We start from the raw sequence: 15,607 nt of genomic DNA on the forward strand, positions 1-15,607 counted from the left end.
CCCACGCGCTGCGGGCGATGGACGTCTGGCATGTTGCAGTCGCGGAAACGTGATTCCTCCGCTCTTGCGGCCCGGCGAGTCGCGCGTTCGTACCCCGCGACGATCAGCAGCACGCGGTGGCAGTCGCCCGCGGATTCGCGGCATTGCAGGCCGGTGTGCCTGCCTGGACTTGTCAGTGATCGCCGCTAGGTTCGTCGCATGGATGCAAAGGGATTCGCGACGGTGGTGTCCGAGTTCGGTGCGCGCACCAAGTCGAAGCTGTCGGCCACGATTTCCGGTGAGCCCGAGGAACAGCTGCGCGCGCCGATCGAGCACCTGCTCGAAGACATGGCAGCGGTCGTGGGGCTCGACCCGAAACACCTCGTGGTCGTGGGCGAAACCTCGCTATCGGACCTGAAGAGCCGTCCCGACTTCGCAGTGACGGATCAGAACGTCCTCGTCGGCTTCGTGGAGGTCAAAGCCCCGGGGAAGGGTGCGGATCCGCGGCGGTTCAAGGGGCACGACAAGCAGCAGTGGGAGCGCCTCAAGGCCTTGCCGAATCTCATCTACACGGACGGCAACGCCTTTTCGTTGTGGCATGACGGTGAGCTTGCCGGCAAGATCATCCACCTCGACGGTGACGTCGAGAGCTCCGGTGCTGCGCTCGCGGCGCCGGAATCGCTGCGCGGGTTGTTTCACGACTTCTTCCGGTGGGAGCCCACGCCGCCGCGGCGCGTCACCGAACTCGCCACGTTGAGTGCGCGGCTGTGTCGCCTTCTGCGTGACGAGGTGCGAGAGCAGCTCGCCGCCGGCGATTCGGATCTGGAGGCACTGGCTCAGGACTGGCGGAAGATGCTGTTCCCCACCGCTGACGATGCCGAAGTCGCCGACGGATATGCGCAGACCGTGACGTTTGGCCTCTTGCTCGCCCGGTCACGGGGCATCGATCTCGATGATGGGCTGTACAAGGCAGCGGTGGAACTCGGTCACGTGCACTCGCTGGTCGGCACCGCTCTGCGGGTGCTGACTGATCCCGCAGTCGCGGACGTCGCTTTGCGGACTTCGGTGAAGACGATGCAGCGGGTTCTCAATGTTGTCGATTGGTCCGCCGTCACGAAAGGCGACGCGAACGCGTGGCTGTACTTCTACGAGAACTTCCTGCAGGAGTACGACCCAGCGTTGCGGAGGAAGACGGGTTCGTACTACACGCCTGTCGAGGTGGTCGAGTCCATGACCAGACTGGTCGACGATGCGCTGGCTCAGCGGTTCGGGATCAGCCAGGGGCTCGCCGACAAAGGTGTCACGGTGCTGGATCCGGCAGTCGGCACGGGTACTTTCCCTATCGCCGTTCTCGAACGGATCGCCGCTCGCGTAGTGCAGGATCAGGGGCCCGGTGCGAAGGGGGCGGCCATCACCGCGGCGCTGAATCGCCTGATCGGGTTCGAGCTGCAGCTGGGGCCTTTCGCCGTCGCACAGCTTCGCGTACTTGCTGAGCTCGCAGAACTCGGCTCTGACGCCTCGCCGACGAGCCTGCGGATGTACGTCGCCGACACATTGGCGAATCCCTACATCGAGCAGCAGGAGCTCGGCGCGGTGTATGAGCCGATCGCGAAATCCAAGCGGGAGGCCGACAAGATCAAGGCCTCGGAGTCGATCTTCGTGGTGCTCGGGAATCCGCCTTACGACAATCGTGCGAAGGGGCGTGGCGGATGGATCGAGTCGGGCAATCCAGCCGTCGGTCAGGTGCCACCGCTCGATGACTTCATTCCCCCTCGGGACTGGGAGGTGGGTCGGCACACGAAGCACCTGCGGGATATGTACGTGTACTTCTGGCGCTGGGCGACGTGGAAGGTCTTCGACTCCGGAGACGAGGACACCGGCATCGTCTGCTTCATCACCCTCGCGGGCTTCCTCGACGGTCCGGGGTTCCAGCGGATGCGCGAGTACCTGCGGCATCGCTGCGACCATCTGTGGGTCATCGACGCGAGCCCGGAAGGACAGCAGCCACCGGTCAATACGCGGATCTTCCAGGACGTGCAGCAGCCGGTGTGCATCGTGCTCGCGGCGCGGACGAAGGCGAAGGATGATGCCGAGCCCGCGGCCGTGCACTACCGCGAGCTTCCGGCGGGCGACCGTACTGTGAAGTTCGACGCGCTCGCGGAGCTGACACTCGACGATGGGTGGGACGACGGCGCTACCGGGTGGCGGGATCCCTTCCGTCCCAAGGTGGGCGGCGCGTGGGCGACCTTCGTGCCGCTGGATCAGATCTTCTGGTGGAACGGCTCCGGCGTGATGCCTGGGCGTACCTGGGTCATCGCGCCAGACGCGAAGAACCTCACGGATCGGTGGGGCGCGCTGAAGAAGGCATCCCCTCTGGACCGGCAGCGGGAGTTGTTCTCGGAGCACGAGGATCGTCGCATCGACGGTGCGCAGCGGGACGGGCTTCCCGGCTTCCCCGCCCGGACTACGTCGGTCCTGGCTGACACCGGTGCCTGTCCGCCGCCGATCCGGTACGGATTCCGCTCCTTCGACAGGCAGTGGATCATCCCCGACAAGCGCCTCATCAACCGGCCGAATCCGACACTGTGGAAGGTCCGCTCCGACCAGCAGGTGTATATGACGGCGTTCGAGCGTGTTGTGCCGGGCACGGGGCCGGCGGTCACCTTCTCGGGGTTGGTTCCCGACCTGGACCATTTCCGAGGAAATCATGGGGGAAGGGCGTTTCCGCTGTTGGCGGATGGCGTCACGGTGCCGAACACTGCCCCCGGGCTGCTGAGCCTGCTGACTGCGCGATACGGATTCGCAGTCAGCGGCCCCGATCTTATGGCCTACCTGGCGTGCTTGCTCGCTCATCCGGGATTCCTGATTCGCGTCAAGGACGAGTTCAGCTCCCCGGGTATTCGCGTCCCTCTCACTGGCTCTGGCGAACTGTTTGCACGCTGCGTGGAACTCGGTCGTCGGGTCATCTGGCTGCACACGTACGGCACGAGGTTCACCGATCCAGCCGCGGGCCGGCCAGCAAGTGCGCCGCGGATTGCCGCTGGGCAAGCGCCATCAGTGGTGGCGGCGATCCCCTCGGATCCCGACTCAATGCCGAACGAACTGGGCTACCACGCGGCACAGGAGGAACTCCGAGTTGGGTATGGCCGCGTCGCGAACGTCACCGAAGGCATGTGGGACTACCAGGTCTCCGGCGTGAACGTGCTGCACAAGTGGTTCTCGTACCGGAAGCATGATCGGGAACGCCCCGTTATCGGGGACCGCCGAGTCTCAGACCTCATGAAGATTCAGACCGATCACTGGCTCGCCGACTACACGTCTGAGCTGATCGACCTCCTCAACGTTCTGGGGCTGCTGTGCGAGCTGGAACCGCAGCAGGATGCCCTGCTCGCGGAGGTCGTTGTTGGGCCCCTCATCGAATGGGCGGCGCTGGAGCAGTCGCTGGGGAATCCCACGGCGGGGAATCGAACTCCTCCTACGTCCGAATCTGTTGCAGACGAAGGCGATACGTTGTTCTGATGTTCGCGTATTGTCGTGTCCATGGCGGCGATCATCAGATTCCGGCCTGAGGCGCACGATGCGCGGATCATTCAAGCGGCGAAGCGCGACGGTGAGTGCAAGAGCGACGTCATTCGGCGGGCGCGCCGATTGTTGGAGCGTGAAGCGTGGCTCACACAGGCGCGGCACGATGCGGAACGGCTGGCTAAGGAAGTTCTTTCAAATGAGCCGGACGCCTGGTGATTCCGCGGGTCGTCCATCATCCCCGGGTCGCTGCCGGAACTTGTCAGTGCCGATCACTACCCTGAAAGCGACGGACGGCGAGGCTCGAGGAGGGATGGCATGCGGTTTCTGCACACGGCGGACTGGCAGCTGGGGATGACCCGGCACTTCCTCGACGCGGACGCGCAGGCCCGGTTCACCGACGCCCGGCTGGACGCGATCTCCCGCCTCGGCGCCGTCGCGGCGGAGCGGGACGCGGAGTTCGTCGTCGTCTGCGGTGACGTCTTCGAGGACAACCGGCTCGCCCCCGCCGTCGTCGCCCGCAGCCTCGACCGGATCGCCGCGATCGGCTGTCCCGTCTACCTGCTGCCCGGCAATCACGATCCGCTGGATGCCGCCTCGATCTACACGTCCGAGGTCTTCCGGCGGCACCGCCCGGCCAACGTCGTGGTGCTCGAGAGTCCCGGCGTGCACGAGGTGCGTCCGGGCGTCGAGCTGTTGGCCGCGCCGTGGTTCTCCAAGCACCCCGCCGGGGATCCGCTCACCGAGGCCGTCGCCGCGGCCGCGCCGCCGGCCGCGGGCGTGATCCGGATCGCCGTCGGGCACGGCGGCACCCTCCCCGTCGGCGCGCGGGACCAGCGCCTCATCGACGTCGCCGCCCTGTCGGAGCGGATCGCCGCGGGCGAGCTGCGCTACGTCGCCCTCGGCGATCGGCATTCGGTCACCGAGGTCGCCCCGGGCGTCTGGTACTCCGGCGCCCCCGAGGTCACCAACTTCGACCACAAGGAGACGGGGTCGGGCTCGGTCCTCGTCGTCGACGTCCCGGACGAGGGTCCGGCGCGGGTCGAGCCGGCGCGGGTCGGCACGTGGCGGTTCGCCTCCCGCGAGTTCCCGCTCACCGCCGAGCGCGACGTCGACGCGGCCGTCGGCGCGCTCGCCGCGCTCCCGGACAAGGACCGCACGGTGGTCAAGGTCGGCTTCACCGGCACCGTCGGGCTGGCGGCCAAGGCTCGGCTGGACGCCGAGATCGAGGCCCTGCGGGCCCGGTTCGCGGCCGTCGAGCTGTGGGAGCGCAAGACCGACCTCGCGGTGCTCCCGGGCGAGGAGGAACTGGACGCGCTCGAGCTGACGGGCCCGGCCGCCGATGCCGCGCAGGAGCTGCTCGGCGTCGCGCGCAGCGGCGGGGAGCGCGCGGCCGACGCCTCCGGCGCGCTCGCGCTGCTGTACCGCCTCACCCGCCAGGAGGTGGGCGCATGAGGCTGCACCGCCTGGCGGTCAAGGATTTCCGCGGCGTCACCGAGCGCGAGATCGCGTTCGCCGACACCGGCGTCACGCTGCTGCACGGCCCCAACGAGGCCGGTAAGTCGTCGATGGTCGAGGCGCTCCAGCTGCTCCTGGAGGTCAAGGCCACGTCGAAGTCGCAGCGGGTCGAGGCCGTGTGCCCCGCGCACCGCGACGCCGGCCCGTTCGTCGAGGCCGAGCTGACCGTCGGCCCGTACCGTTTCGTGTACGCCAAGCAGTACCACCGCCGCCCCGGCACCGTGCTCACGGTGCTCGAGCCCACGCCGCTGCAGCTCACCGGCGGCAGCGCCGAATCGTGGGTCGCGGAGCAGATGGCCGCGCACGTCGACGGCGACCTGCTCGCCGCGCTCACCGTGCTGCAGGGCCCCGGCCCCGGGCAGCCCTCGCTGCGCGACAGCGCCGCGTTCGCGAAGGCGCTGGACTCGGCGTCCGGCGGCGCGGGGGAGGACGAGCCGGGTGCCGAGCGGCTGGCCGAGGCCGTCGCCGCGGAGCGGGCCCGCTACTTCACCCCGACGGGGCGCCCGACGGGCGAGCTGTCCGCCGCCCGCGCCCGCGAGGCCGCCGCCCGCACCGCGCTGGACGAGGCCGAGGCCGCGCTGCGCGAGGTCGACCGGGTCGTCGAGCAGCACTCGCTCGCCTCCGCCCGCCTCGGCGCCCTGGTGGAACGACGGTCCGCTGCCGCCGCGGCGCTCGAGGCGCTCAGCGCGGATCAGGAGCGGATCGGCGCGCTCCAATCGCGGCTGGCGCAGTCCCGCTCCGTGCTCGAATCGTCGGTGCTGCGCGAGCAGCACGCGGGCGACGCCGCCAACCGCCGGCGGCGGCTGATCGACCGGCAGGCCCTCGCCGTGGAGCGCACCGCGCAGGTCCGGACCCAGCGCGACCGGGCGCTCGCGGACCGCGAGGTCCTCGCCGCGGAGGCGTCCTGGCTCGAGACGACGGTGCACGAGCTGTCGGCGGTCTCGGCCGACCGGCGGGAGCGGAAGTCGCAGGCGCAGTACGCCGTCGACTACGCCCGCGAGTCCGTGGGCTATCAGCGCACCGTGAAGCGGATCGAGCAGGCGCAGCTGCTCGGTAAGGACGTGGAGGACGCACGGAACAGGCTCGCCGCGAACCCGATCGACCGCCGTGCCCTGCAGACCATCGCGGTCGCGGAGCAGCGGTACGAGAAGGCGCAGGCCCGGTTCTCGGCGCTCGCCGCGACGCTGACGCTCGAGCGGCTCGGCTTCTCCGATGTGCTCGTCGACGGCCGCAACATCGGCGAGGAGCCGGTCGAGGTCGTCGCGGGGAACGGCACCGTGATCGAAGTGCCCGGCGCGGTCCGGATCGAGGTCGTGCAGCGTGGCGAGAGCGCCGACGCCGCCGCTGAGGTGAAGGCCGCCCACACCGCGCTGCTCGCCGCCTGCCGCGACGCGGGGGCGGAGGACGTCGCCGCGGCCCGCGAGCTGCACGAGCAGCGTGACGCCGTCGAGATCGAGCTACAGGAGGCGCGGATCGCCCTCGCCCACGCGCTCGGCGACAACACCCTCGCCGAGCTCCGGCAGCTGGCGGAGGAGTCGGCGGAGCGGATCGTCGCGCTGGAGGCCGCGGTCGACCCCGAGCTGCTGGCAGTGGACCCGGAGCGGGCCAAGGCGAACCTCATGGACGCCACGCAGGCGGAGGTCGCCTCGCGCGGCGAGGAGCGGCAGACGCGCGAGCAGCTCGGGCAGAAGCAGCAGGAGCTGCATCGGGCGACCACCGACGCGCAGGTCGCGGCCGATCGGCTGCAGCACTTCGACCAGCAGGCCTCCGAGCTGACGGCGGAGCTGGAGCGCGCCCGGGCGGAGTCCGCCGACGACGCCGTGGGCACCGCCGCGGACGCCGCCGTCGCCGCGCGGGAGGCCGCCGCGGCCGAGGTCGCCGCGCACGAGGCCGCTGCCCGGGAGGCCGACGTCGCCGGTTTCGCCGCCAGGCTCGCGGCCGCCCGCGCGCAGGACGAGCGGGCCCGCGCCGCGGAGGCGTCGGCGCGGGAGGAACTCGCCGGCCTGAACGGTCAGCTGCAGCTGTTCCAGGCCGACGGCCGCCGCGACCGGCTCGACACGGCCGAGGCGGAGCACGTGCACGCGGCCCGCGCCCTGACGTCGGTGGAGGAGCGCGCCCGCGCGGCGGCACTGCTGCACGAGACCCTGACGGCGCACCGCGACGCCCGCCGCGCCCGCGTCCAGGCGCCGTACCAGCGGGCGCTGGAGGAGCTGGGCCGCACCGTCTTCGGCGATCCCCTCACCATCACTGTCGGCGACGACCTGACCATCGCCTCGCGCACCGTCGACGGGGTCACCGTGCCCTTCGACTCCCTGTCGGGCGGCGCGCAGGAGCAGCTGGGCGTGCTCAGCCGGCTCGCCTGCGCCCGCCTGGTCGACGGTGCCGACGGCGCTCCCGTCATCTTCGACGACGCCCTCGGTCACAGCGACCCCACGCGCCTCGGCGCGATGGCCGACGCCCTGGTCGAGGCGGGGCGCGGCGCGCAGGTGATCGTCTTCAGCTGCGTCGCCGGCCGGTTCGACGCCCTGCGCGGCCGCGACGGCGTCACCGAGGTCGCCCTCGGCTAGACGGGGCCATTTCACCGGCGCCGAGGACGCTCCTCGACTACACCTGCTCGCGGAGCTTGAACTTGAGCACCTTGCCCGCGGGGTTGCGGGGGAGGGCGTCCACGAGGTGCAGGGCCAGCGGCAGCTTGTACGGCGCGAGGGAGTCCTTCGCGAAGTCGCGGACCTCGTCCAGCGTGAGCGAGGCCTCGGGCTTGAGCGCGACGATCGCGGTCACGGCCTCGCCCCACTTCTCGTGCGGCGTACCGATGATCGCGACCTCCGCGATCGACGGGTGGCGGTAGAGCACGGACTCGACCTCGGCGGGGTAGACGTTCTCGCCGCCCGAGATCACCATGTCCTTCACGCGGTCGACGACGGTGACGTAGCCGTCCTCGTCCTGCTCGCCCACGTCGCCGGTGTGGAACCAGCCGTCGGCGTCGATGGCGGCGCCCGTGGCGTCGGGGTTCTGCCAGTAGCCGGGCGTGACCTGCGGGCCGCGCACGCAGACCTCGCCGCGCTCCCCGGCCGGGGCGGGGGCACCGTCGGGCCCGAGCAGCGCGACCTCGGAGAGCGGCAGGACGTGGTGTCCGGCGGCGCCGATCTTGCGCGCGGTGTCGTGGACGTCCATGACCAGGGCGAGCGGCGCGGTCTCGGTGAGCCCGTAGCCCTGGCAGAAGGGGATGCTGCGGCCGTTGTACAGCGCGATGAGCGGCTCGGGGACCGGCGCACCGCCGCAGGTGAACTGGCGGACGCTGGAGAGGTCGGCGGTCTCGAAGGCCGGCACCTGGCTCATGAACAGGAACATGGCGGGCACGCCGAACATCGTGGTGACGCGGTGCTTCTCGATGAGCTGCAGCGCGGCGGTGGGGTCGAAGGCGGGCAGGATCACCAGCTGTCCGCCCTTCTGCAGGGTGATCAGCGTGGTCACGTTGAGGCCGCCGATGTGGAACAGGGGCGCCGCGACGAGGCTGATGTCGGTCGACATGGTGTCGAGGCTGAGCAGCGCGTTCATGTTGTTCCAGAACATGTTCCCGTGCGTGAGCATCGCGCCCTTGGGACGGCCCGTGGTTCCCGAGGTGTACATGATGAGCGCGAGATCGTCCTCCGCCGGCGACTGCGGTTCCGCGATCGGCGCGCGGTCCGCGAGGAGGGCGTCGAGCTGCTCCCAACCGTCGACGGGCTCCAGCGCGATGGCGCGCGCGAGGCCCGACGAGGCCCGCACCGGTTCCACGACGGCGGCGCGGTCGGCGTCGGCCACCAGGGTGTGCACGCCGGCGTCGGTGAGGATGTACTCCAGCTCCGCCGAGGTCAGGCGGAAGTTCAGCGGCACGAAGACCGCGCCGGCCCGCGAGGCGGCGAACATCGTGGTGAGGAAGTCGGGGTGGTTGAAGCCCACGTAGCCCACGCGGTCGCCGGTCCGCACGCCCCCGGCCACCAGGTCGGCGGCCAGTCGGTCGACCCGATCGGCGAGTTCCCGGTAGCTCCACGTCGCGTCGCCGTAGGTGACGGCGGGGCGGTCCCCGCTCACGGCGGCGCGGCGCGCGATCCAGGATCCGAGGTCGACGGCGGGGCGAGCGGGCATGGTGACTCCTTGACGTGCGGGGAAGGTGGCACTGATCTTCTCCGCCCGCGGTGCCCGCGGGTGCCGATTTGCCAGATTCTCAGGTCCGTGGGCGCTCGGCGGGCTGGTGGTCGGCACCGGTCCGCCGAGCGGAGTGCCTAGCGGTTCTCCGCCCGCGCCTTCAGGGCGGCGAGGCCCTTCTCGAAGTCCTTACCGACGAACCTGTCCATCGGGACGATCCTGCCGAGAAGCGAGAACAGGCCGCTGGTCTCGCCCGTCATGGTCCAGGTGACCTCGACGCCCTCCCGCGACGGGACGATGTCGAAGCGCACGTGGTTGTTCGAGGACATCGGCTTGATGAACTCGAGGTCCACGTCGACCGAGCTGCCGGGTTCGACCGCGGAGATCGTCATCCGCCCGGCCCCGGCCTTGCGGTTGCCCTTCCAGGCGTAACTCGCGCCCGTGCCGCTCGGCGGCCCCGTGTACTCGCGGTGCAGCTGCGGGTCGATGTCCTCCCACGGCGACCACAGGCGCCACTCGTGGAAGTCGGCGATGAGGCCGTAGACGGTGTCGGCGGGCGCGGCGATATCGGTGGATCGCTCAACGGTGAAGGCGGTCATGCGCGGAAGACTACTTTGCTATCGCAGTCGGAGCGCGGCGAGCGCGATCACCAGCAGCAGCACCGTCAGGCCCGCGAAGCCCGCGCTGAGTCCCGCGGCGGCGGCGAGCGCTCCCACCAGCAGTGGTCCACCCGCGTCGCCGAGCTCGCGACCGATCTCCGCGGACCCCATCGTCTGGCCCATCCGCTCCTTGGGGGAGTTCTGCGCCAGGTGCGCGAAGCCGAGCGGCGTCACCAGCCCCACGCCCGCGCCGATGGCGATCGCGGACACCACGATTCCGGCAGGTCCGGGGATGCTGATGGCGACCAGCCCGAGCGCGCTGAGGACCAGGCCCGCGGCGATGCCCGCACCGTCGGACAAACGGCCTGCGTCCCGCGCCCGACCCGCGCGCGGCTGGATCAGTGAGGCGGTCAGCGCGAGCACCGAGACCACCGCGCCGGTGAACAGCGGTCCCATGCCGTGCTGCGACCCGGCGACCGGCAGGAAGCCCACGCCGACGGCGAGCACCCCGGTGGAGCCCGCGAGCGCCGCCGTGGGGAGCAGGAAGGACCTCGAGCCGAGGCGGCGCGCCAGGTCGACGACGGTCTGCCGCTGCCGGGGCAGGGGCGGGAGCACGGGCACGGCGGCGATTGCCCACGCGGCGACGAGCGCCGAGACGCCGCCGAGCACAGCGAACAACAGGGGGTAGCCGCCGGCCCAGATGAGCGCGCCGCCGAGCACCGGACCCAGCGTGTAGCCCAGGCCCTTCCATGCGCCGTAGCCGCCGAAGGCGCGGCCCTGAGCGGTGTCCGGGGTCAGCCGGGAGACCATCGCGCTGGCGGCGGGGGAGAAGGCGGCGGCCGCCGCGCCCTGCGCGAACCTTGCCAGCGCGAGCCACCCTGCGTCGCCCGCGAGCACGAAGGCCGCCGACGCGACCGCGAACGCCACGAGGCCACCGAGGAGCACTGGGCGGGGCCCGATCCGGTCGGCGAGCGTGCCGAAGACAGGCTTGAGCAGGACCTCGGCGCCGTCGTACAGAGCGAGCAGCAGCCCGAGCGTCAACAGCTGGGAACCGACCGTGCCCGTGAGGCCGCCGAGGCTCGCCGCGATGCTGTGGGCGCCGAAGGCGGTCGTGAAGCCCGCGGCGTACAGGGGGTACAGAGCGCGGCGCCGCGTCGTCGTGGTCACGAGGGGAACCTAACAACACGCGGTGTCACGGGCATCACCACAAGGCCGCGAGCGTGAGGGCGTCATTAGACTCGCGGTCATGACTGCTGCCCCCGACACGACCTCCGGCGTCCCCGCGTCCGGCCTCACCGCGGCGCAGGTCGCGGAGCGGGTACGCGACGGCCGGGTCAACACGCTGCCCAACCGGTCGGGCAGGAGCACCTGGGACATCGTCCGCGCCAACGTCTTCACCCGAATCAATGCGATGCTCGGCGTGCTGTTCCTGCTGGTGCTGTTCACGGGCTCGCTCATCAACGGGCTGTTCGGCCTGCTGATCGTCTTCAACTCGGGCATCGGCATCATCCAGGAGCTGCGCGCCAAGAAGACGCTGGACTCGCTGGCCATCGTCGGGCAGGCCCACCCGGTGGTGCGGCGCGACGGTGTCGCCACCGAGGTGGGGCAGTCGGACGTCGTGCTCGACGACGTCATCGAGATCGGCCCCGGCGACCAGATCGTGGTCGACGGCGAGACCATCGAGTTCGAGGCCCTCGAGGTCGACGAGTCGTTGCTCACCGGCGAGGCCGATCCCGTCGACAAGCAACTCGGCGACGAGATCTTCTCCGGCAGCTTCGTGGTCTCCGGCTCGGGCGCCTACCGCGCGACGAAGGTCGGCGCCGACGCCTACGCCGCGAAGCTCGCCGACGAGGCCAGCAAGTTCACCCTGGTCAACTCCGAGCTCCGCTCCGGGATCGACAAGATCCTGCAGGTGATCACCTGGCTGCTCGTCCCCGCCGGCGTGCTCACCGTCTTCAACCAGCTGGTGATCTCGAAACAGGAACTCAACCAGGCGATCTTGGGCATGGTCGCGGCGCTGGTCCCGATGGTCCCCGAGGGGCTGGTGCTGATGACCTCGATCGCCTTCGCGGTCGGCGTGGTGCGTCTCGGGCAGCGCAAGTGCCTCGTGCAGGAGCTGCCCGCGATCGAGGGCCTGGCCCGCGTGAACGTGGTGTGCGCCGACAAGACGGGCACGCTCACCGAGAACGGCATGCGCCTCTCGGAGCTCGACGTCCTCGACGGGGACCGCGCCGACATCGAGCGCGCGCTCGCCGCCGTCGCCGCGCTCGATCCGCGGCCCAACGCCAGCGTGCAGGCCATCGCCGAGGCGTACCCCGACGCGCCGTCGTGGCGCTCCTCGGCCGTCGCGCCGTTCAGCTCCGCCAAGAAGTGGTCCGGGATCTCGCTCGCGGACGGCTCCGCGCCGCAGGGCAACTGGATCCTCGGCGCCGCCGACGTCCTCCTCGACCCCGAGTCCGACGGTGCGCGGCGCGCCACCGAGCTCGGCTCGACGGGGCTGCGGGTGCTGCTCGTGGCCTCGACCGACGTGGCGGTGGACACCGAGGTCGACGGGCCGGAAGCGCCGGGGAACCTGGTGCCGCGGGCGCTGATCGCGCTGGAGCAGCGGGTGCGCGTCGACGCCCGCGACACCCTCGACTTCTTCGATTCGCAGGGCGTCGCCGTCAAGGTGATCTCCGGCGACAACGCCGTCTCGGTGGGCGCGGTCGCGCACTCGCTGGGACTGGGCTCGCCCGATTCGTCGGTCGACGCGCGGAAGCTGCCGTCGGACAACGACGAGCTGGGCGAGGTCGTCACCGACAACGTGACCTTCGGCCGGGTGCGCCCCGACCAGAAGCGGGCGATGGTCAAGGCGCTGCAGTCGCGCGGCGACACCGTCGCCATGACCGGCGACGGCGTGAACGACGTGCTGGCGCTCAAGGACTCCGACATCGGCGTGGCGATGGGCTCCGGCAGCTCCGCCGCGCGGTCGGTCGCGCAGATCGTGCTGCTGGACAACAAGTTCGCCACCCTGCCCTACGTCGTCGGGGAGGGGCGGCGCGTGATCGGCAACATCGAGCGCGTCGCGAACCTCTTCCTCACCAAGACCGTCTACGCCGTGCTCCTGGCCTGGCTCGTGGGCCTGGCCGGGCTCGGCGCCAAGATCTTCGGCTTCGCGCCGATCTCCTACCCGTTCCAGCCGATCCACGTGACGATCGCGGCGTGGTTCACCATCGGTATCCCAGCCTTCGTCATGTCCCTGGCGCCCAACAACGAGCGGGCCAAGACCGGGTTCGTCGGGCGGGTACTGCGGCTGGCGGCACCGTCGGGCGTGGGGATCGGCCTGGCGACCTTCCTGTGCTACCTCGTGGTGAACCCGGGCGGCTCCGGCGCGGCGCTGGGCGGGAAGGCCGCGACGTTGAGCGTCGAGCAGATCCAGGCCTCGACGGCCGCTCTGATCACGCTGCTCGTCGGCTCGCTGTGGGTCCTCGGGATCGTGGCACGCCCGTACACCTGGTGGAAGATCCTGCTGGTCGGCGGCTCGGTGGCGTTCTACGTGGTGCTGTTCTTGATCCCGCTGGCGCAGGAGAAGTTCTTCCTCGACATCAGCGATCCTGCGATGGTGGGCACCGGCTTCGCCTTCGGCGGGCTGTCGATCGTGCTGGTCGAGGTCCTGCGGCGGGCGGCACCGTCGGTCTTCCGCGCGGTGGCGCACCGTCGGGCCTGAATCCTCACCCGGGCAGCGGCGTTCCCCAGTGCCCGGTGGTGCCCGCATCGATCACTCCGACGCACCACTCCTCGGTGATGCCGCCGTCCCGCAGCGCCGTCAGGCACCCGAGGAGCGCGGCCTCTTCAGGCGTGCGCGGTACGCCGCACTCTTCGATGAGTCTGTTGTGGCTGCGGGTCGTTCGCGGCAGCTCCGGAGAGAAGGTCGCAGCGGCCTCGTCCGGGGCGAAGAAGTCCTCGTCGACCACGGAGCGGCGGATCACCATGTCTCGATCGTAGGCGGCGGGCGATCGGACTCATGGGCCGTCACGCTCGGGCCCGTCGCGAGCGGGGCGGTTCGGCGCGCGGCGACGGGTTCAGCCGTCGATCGTGGTGGTCCGGTTCCGCCCCGCGGTCTTGCTCGCCTTCAGTGCGCGATCGGCGCGGTCGTTCAGGTCGTCGAACACGGCCTCCGCGGTGCGCGTGGAACGGCCCGTCGGGGCGTGGTCCACGTGGACGAGCCCGATGCTCAGGGACACCGCGCTGCCGTCGGGCAGTCGCACCGGGTCTCGGTGGATGGTTTCGGTCAGGAAGGTCGAGTCGTGCTCGGGGTCTGCGCTGATGACGGCGAACTCGTCGCCGCCGAGGCGGGCGACGACGGCGTTCGGCGTGGTCCCGGTGGCGATCAGGCGCGCGACGTTGCGCAGGACGCCGTCTCCGACGGTGTGGCCGAAGCGATCGTTGATGGTCTTGAACTGGTCGACGTCGATCGCGGCGACGAGCAGATCGCCGGTCGCGCGGTGGAGGAGTCGGTCGCTCGAGAACGCGAAGCCCCGACGATTGAGGACGTTCGTCAGCGGATCGAGGGACGACTCGAGCAGTTGCTTGCTGATCAGGCGCTGCATCTCGACGGTGTACCGGCGCAGCAGCTCCACCACGGCATTGGCCACGACGATCGCGACGACCATTGCGACGACGACGCTGACCGGCTGGAAGCCGGCGACGAGCAGCCTCGCCCCGAGCACCAGGATCACCGTCGTCGAGAAGGCGATGTGGAGGGCCATGACCCGTCCGCCCACGAAGTGCGCCACGTAGGCGCCGATCACGGAGAACAGGCCCGTGCCGATCAGCGACGCTTGGGTGTTCTGAAAGCACAGCACGACGCCGGCGAGGCCGAGGTCGGCGTAGGCGACGAAGGCGATGCTGCGCTTGTCCCGTGGCCCCTTCGTCCACCACGCGCCGGCGAGTGGAGTCCTGGCGACGATCGCCGCCGCGGGGAAGACGCTGAGGCAGATGAGCCCGATCGTGATCTGTCGCCACCGGCTGTCGCCGGCACCGTCGGGGGAGAAGATGGTGATCGCCCCGAACGCCCCGAAAGCGAGGGTCAGAACTGTGATCGCATACCGCCACACCCTGTCCTGCAACTCGATGCGGCGGAGGAGGTGGCGCGGCGCCCCGGCTCCGGGTTTCATCTCCTCCATGGGGACATCGTCCCACGGGTGAGCGCCTCCGAGTTCAGAATCGCAACAGCCTCGGGATGGCAGCGGTCCGGGGGCGCCGGGTACGGGCGCTGGTCAGTGGTCGATGGTCGTGGTCCGGTTCCGCCCTGCGGTCTTGCTCGCCTTCAGTGCGCGATCGGCGCGGTCGTTCAGGGCGTCGAGTACGTCCGCGGTGGTGTGCGCGGTGCGGCCCGTCGCGTCGTGGTCCAGGTGCGCGAGTCCGATGCTCAGGGACACCGCGCTGCCGTTGGGCAGTCGCACCGGGTCTCGGTGGATGGTCTGGGTCAGGAAGATCGCGTCGCGGTCGGGGTCTGCGCTGATGACGGCGAACTCATCGCCGCCGAGGCGGGCGACGACGGCGTTCGCCGTGGTCCCGGCTGCGATCAGACGCGCGACGTTGCGCAGGACCCCGTCTCCGACGGTGTGGCCGAAGCGATCGTTGATGGTCTTGAACTGGTCGACGTCGATCGCGGCGACGAGCAGATCGCCGGTCGCGCGGTGGAGGAGTCGGTCGCTCGAGAACGCGAAGCCCCGACGATTGAGGACGTTCGTCAGCGGATCGAGGGACGACTCGAGCAGTTGCTTGCTGATCAGGCGCTGCATCTCGATGGCGTACCTCCGGAGGAGGGCCACCACGGCATTGGCCACGACGAGCGCGACGACCACTTCGAGGCCCAC

11 protein-coding genes are annotated in these 15,607 nt (G+C 70.5%); 5 read left to right on the forward strand and 6 right to left on the reverse strand.

Going from position 1 to position 15,607, the window contains the following annotated elements:
* Nucleotides 1-198: 198 nt before the first annotated feature.
* The 4 genes from ACLQ3K_RS19790 (at nucleotide 199) to ACLQ3K_RS19805 (ending at nucleotide 7,586) form a co-directional block, all read left to right on the forward strand.
* Nucleotides 199-3,498: a type ISP restriction/modification enzyme gene (locus ACLQ3K_RS19790; protein ID WP_426001210.1), complete on the forward strand. Its 3,300-nt coding sequence runs from the start codon at nucleotides 199-201 to the stop codon at nucleotides 3,496-3,498.
* Nucleotides 3,499-3,519: 21 nt separating this feature from the next.
* The gene (locus ACLQ3K_RS19795) at nucleotides 3,520-3,720 is read left to right on the forward strand and encodes a hypothetical protein (RefSeq protein WP_426001211.1); all 201 of its coding nucleotides are present in this window, start codon (nucleotides 3,520-3,522) and stop codon (nucleotides 3,718-3,720) included.
* A gap of 99 nt (nucleotides 3,721-3,819) precedes the next feature.
* Entirely contained in the window at nucleotides 3,820-4,956 is a 1,137-nt protein-coding gene (locus ACLQ3K_RS19800) for a metallophosphoesterase family protein (protein ID WP_426001212.1), read from the forward strand.
* Nucleotides 4,953-7,586: an AAA family ATPase gene (locus ACLQ3K_RS19805; RefSeq protein ID WP_426001213.1), complete on the forward strand. Its 2,634-nt coding sequence runs from the start codon at nucleotides 4,953-4,955 to the stop codon at nucleotides 7,584-7,586. The genes ACLQ3K_RS19800 and ACLQ3K_RS19805 overlap by 4 nt, the downstream gene beginning before the upstream one ends.
* A gap of 37 nt (nucleotides 7,587-7,623) precedes the next feature.
* Here ACLQ3K_RS19805 and ACLQ3K_RS19810 read toward each other — a convergent pair whose 3' ends face one another.
* From ACLQ3K_RS19810 to ACLQ3K_RS19820, 3 genes are all read right to left on the reverse strand, one after another.
* Nucleotides 7,624-9,147, reverse strand: a complete 1,524-nt coding sequence (locus ACLQ3K_RS19810; protein ID WP_426001214.1) for an acyl-CoA synthetase — start codon at nucleotides 9,145-9,147, stop codon at nucleotides 7,624-7,626.
* 137 nt (nucleotides 9,148-9,284) lie between these two features.
* Nucleotides 9,285-9,746, reverse strand: coding sequence for an SRPBCC family protein (locus ACLQ3K_RS19815; RefSeq protein WP_426001215.1), 462 nt, complete (start codon nucleotides 9,744-9,746; stop codon nucleotides 9,285-9,287).
* Nucleotides 9,747-9,764: 18 nt separating this feature from the next.
* A complete protein-coding gene (locus ACLQ3K_RS19820; RefSeq protein WP_224647891.1) occupies nucleotides 9,765-10,913 on the reverse strand; it encodes an MFS transporter in 1,149 nt (382 codons plus the stop codon).
* A 79-nt stretch (nucleotides 10,914-10,992) separates the two neighbouring features.
* Between ACLQ3K_RS19820 and ACLQ3K_RS19825 the strand changes: the two genes are divergently transcribed.
* A complete protein-coding gene (locus tag ACLQ3K_RS19825) occupies nucleotides 10,993-13,452 on the forward strand; it encodes an HAD-IC family P-type ATPase (RefSeq protein WP_426001216.1) in 2,460 nt (819 codons plus the stop codon).
* A gap of 4 nt (nucleotides 13,453-13,456) precedes the next feature.
* On the opposite strand, the gene ACLQ3K_RS19830 is transcribed toward ACLQ3K_RS19825, so the two are convergent.
* From ACLQ3K_RS19830 to ACLQ3K_RS19840, 3 genes are all read right to left on the reverse strand, one after another.
* Nucleotides 13,457-13,717 carry a hypothetical protein gene (locus ACLQ3K_RS19830; protein ID WP_426001217.1) on the reverse strand — a complete coding sequence of 87 codons (261 nt, stop codon included), beginning with the start codon at nucleotides 13,715-13,717 and terminating at the stop codon, nucleotides 13,457-13,459.
* 90 nt (nucleotides 13,718-13,807) lie between these two features.
* Entirely contained in the window at nucleotides 13,808-14,911 is a 1,104-nt protein-coding gene (locus ACLQ3K_RS19835) for a diguanylate cyclase domain-containing protein (protein ID WP_426001218.1), read from the reverse strand.
* 93 nt (nucleotides 14,912-15,004) lie between these two features.
* On the reverse strand, nucleotides 15,005-15,607 hold the full coding sequence (locus ACLQ3K_RS19840; RefSeq protein WP_426001219.1) for a GGDEF domain-containing protein: 603 nt from the start codon (nucleotides 15,605-15,607) through the stop codon (nucleotides 15,005-15,007).

Source organism: Tsukamurella sp. DT100, assembly GCF_049844855.1.
In the GTDB taxonomy this organism is placed as follows: domain Bacteria; phylum Actinomycetota; class Actinomycetes; order Mycobacteriales; family Mycobacteriaceae; genus Tsukamurella.

Bases quoted from the DNA above. Each gene is read 5' to 3' on its own strand.
- ACLQ3K_RS19795 (WP_426001211.1), top strand. From the start codon at position 3,520: ATGGCGGCGATCATCAGATTCCGGCCTGAGGCGCACGATGCGCGGATC.
- ACLQ3K_RS19835 (WP_426001218.1), bottom strand. From the start codon at position 14,911: ATGGAGGAGATGAAACCCGGAGCCGGGGCGCCGCGCCACCTCCTCCGC.
- ACLQ3K_RS19825 (WP_426001216.1), top strand. From the start codon at position 10,993: ATGACTGCTGCCCCCGACACGACCTCCGGCGTCCCCGCGTCCGGCCTC.
- ACLQ3K_RS19805 (WP_426001213.1), top strand. From the start codon at position 4,953: ATGAGGCTGCACCGCCTGGCGGTCAAGGATTTCCGCGGCGTCACCGAG.
- ACLQ3K_RS19800 (WP_426001212.1), top strand. From the start codon at position 3,820: ATGCGGTTTCTGCACACGGCGGACTGGCAGCTGGGGATGACCCGGCAC.
- ACLQ3K_RS19810 (WP_426001214.1), bottom strand. From the start codon at position 9,147: ATGCCCGCTCGCCCCGCCGTCGACCTCGGATCCTGGATCGCGCGCCGC.
- ACLQ3K_RS19830 (WP_426001217.1), bottom strand. From the start codon at position 13,717: ATGGTGATCCGCCGCTCCGTGGTCGACGAGGACTTCTTCGCCCCGGAC.
- ACLQ3K_RS19815 (WP_426001215.1), bottom strand. From the start codon at position 9,746: ATGACCGCCTTCACCGTTGAGCGATCCACCGATATCGCCGCGCCCGCC.
- ACLQ3K_RS19790 (WP_426001210.1), top strand. From the start codon at position 199: ATGGATGCAAAGGGATTCGCGACGGTGGTGTCCGAGTTCGGTGCGCGC.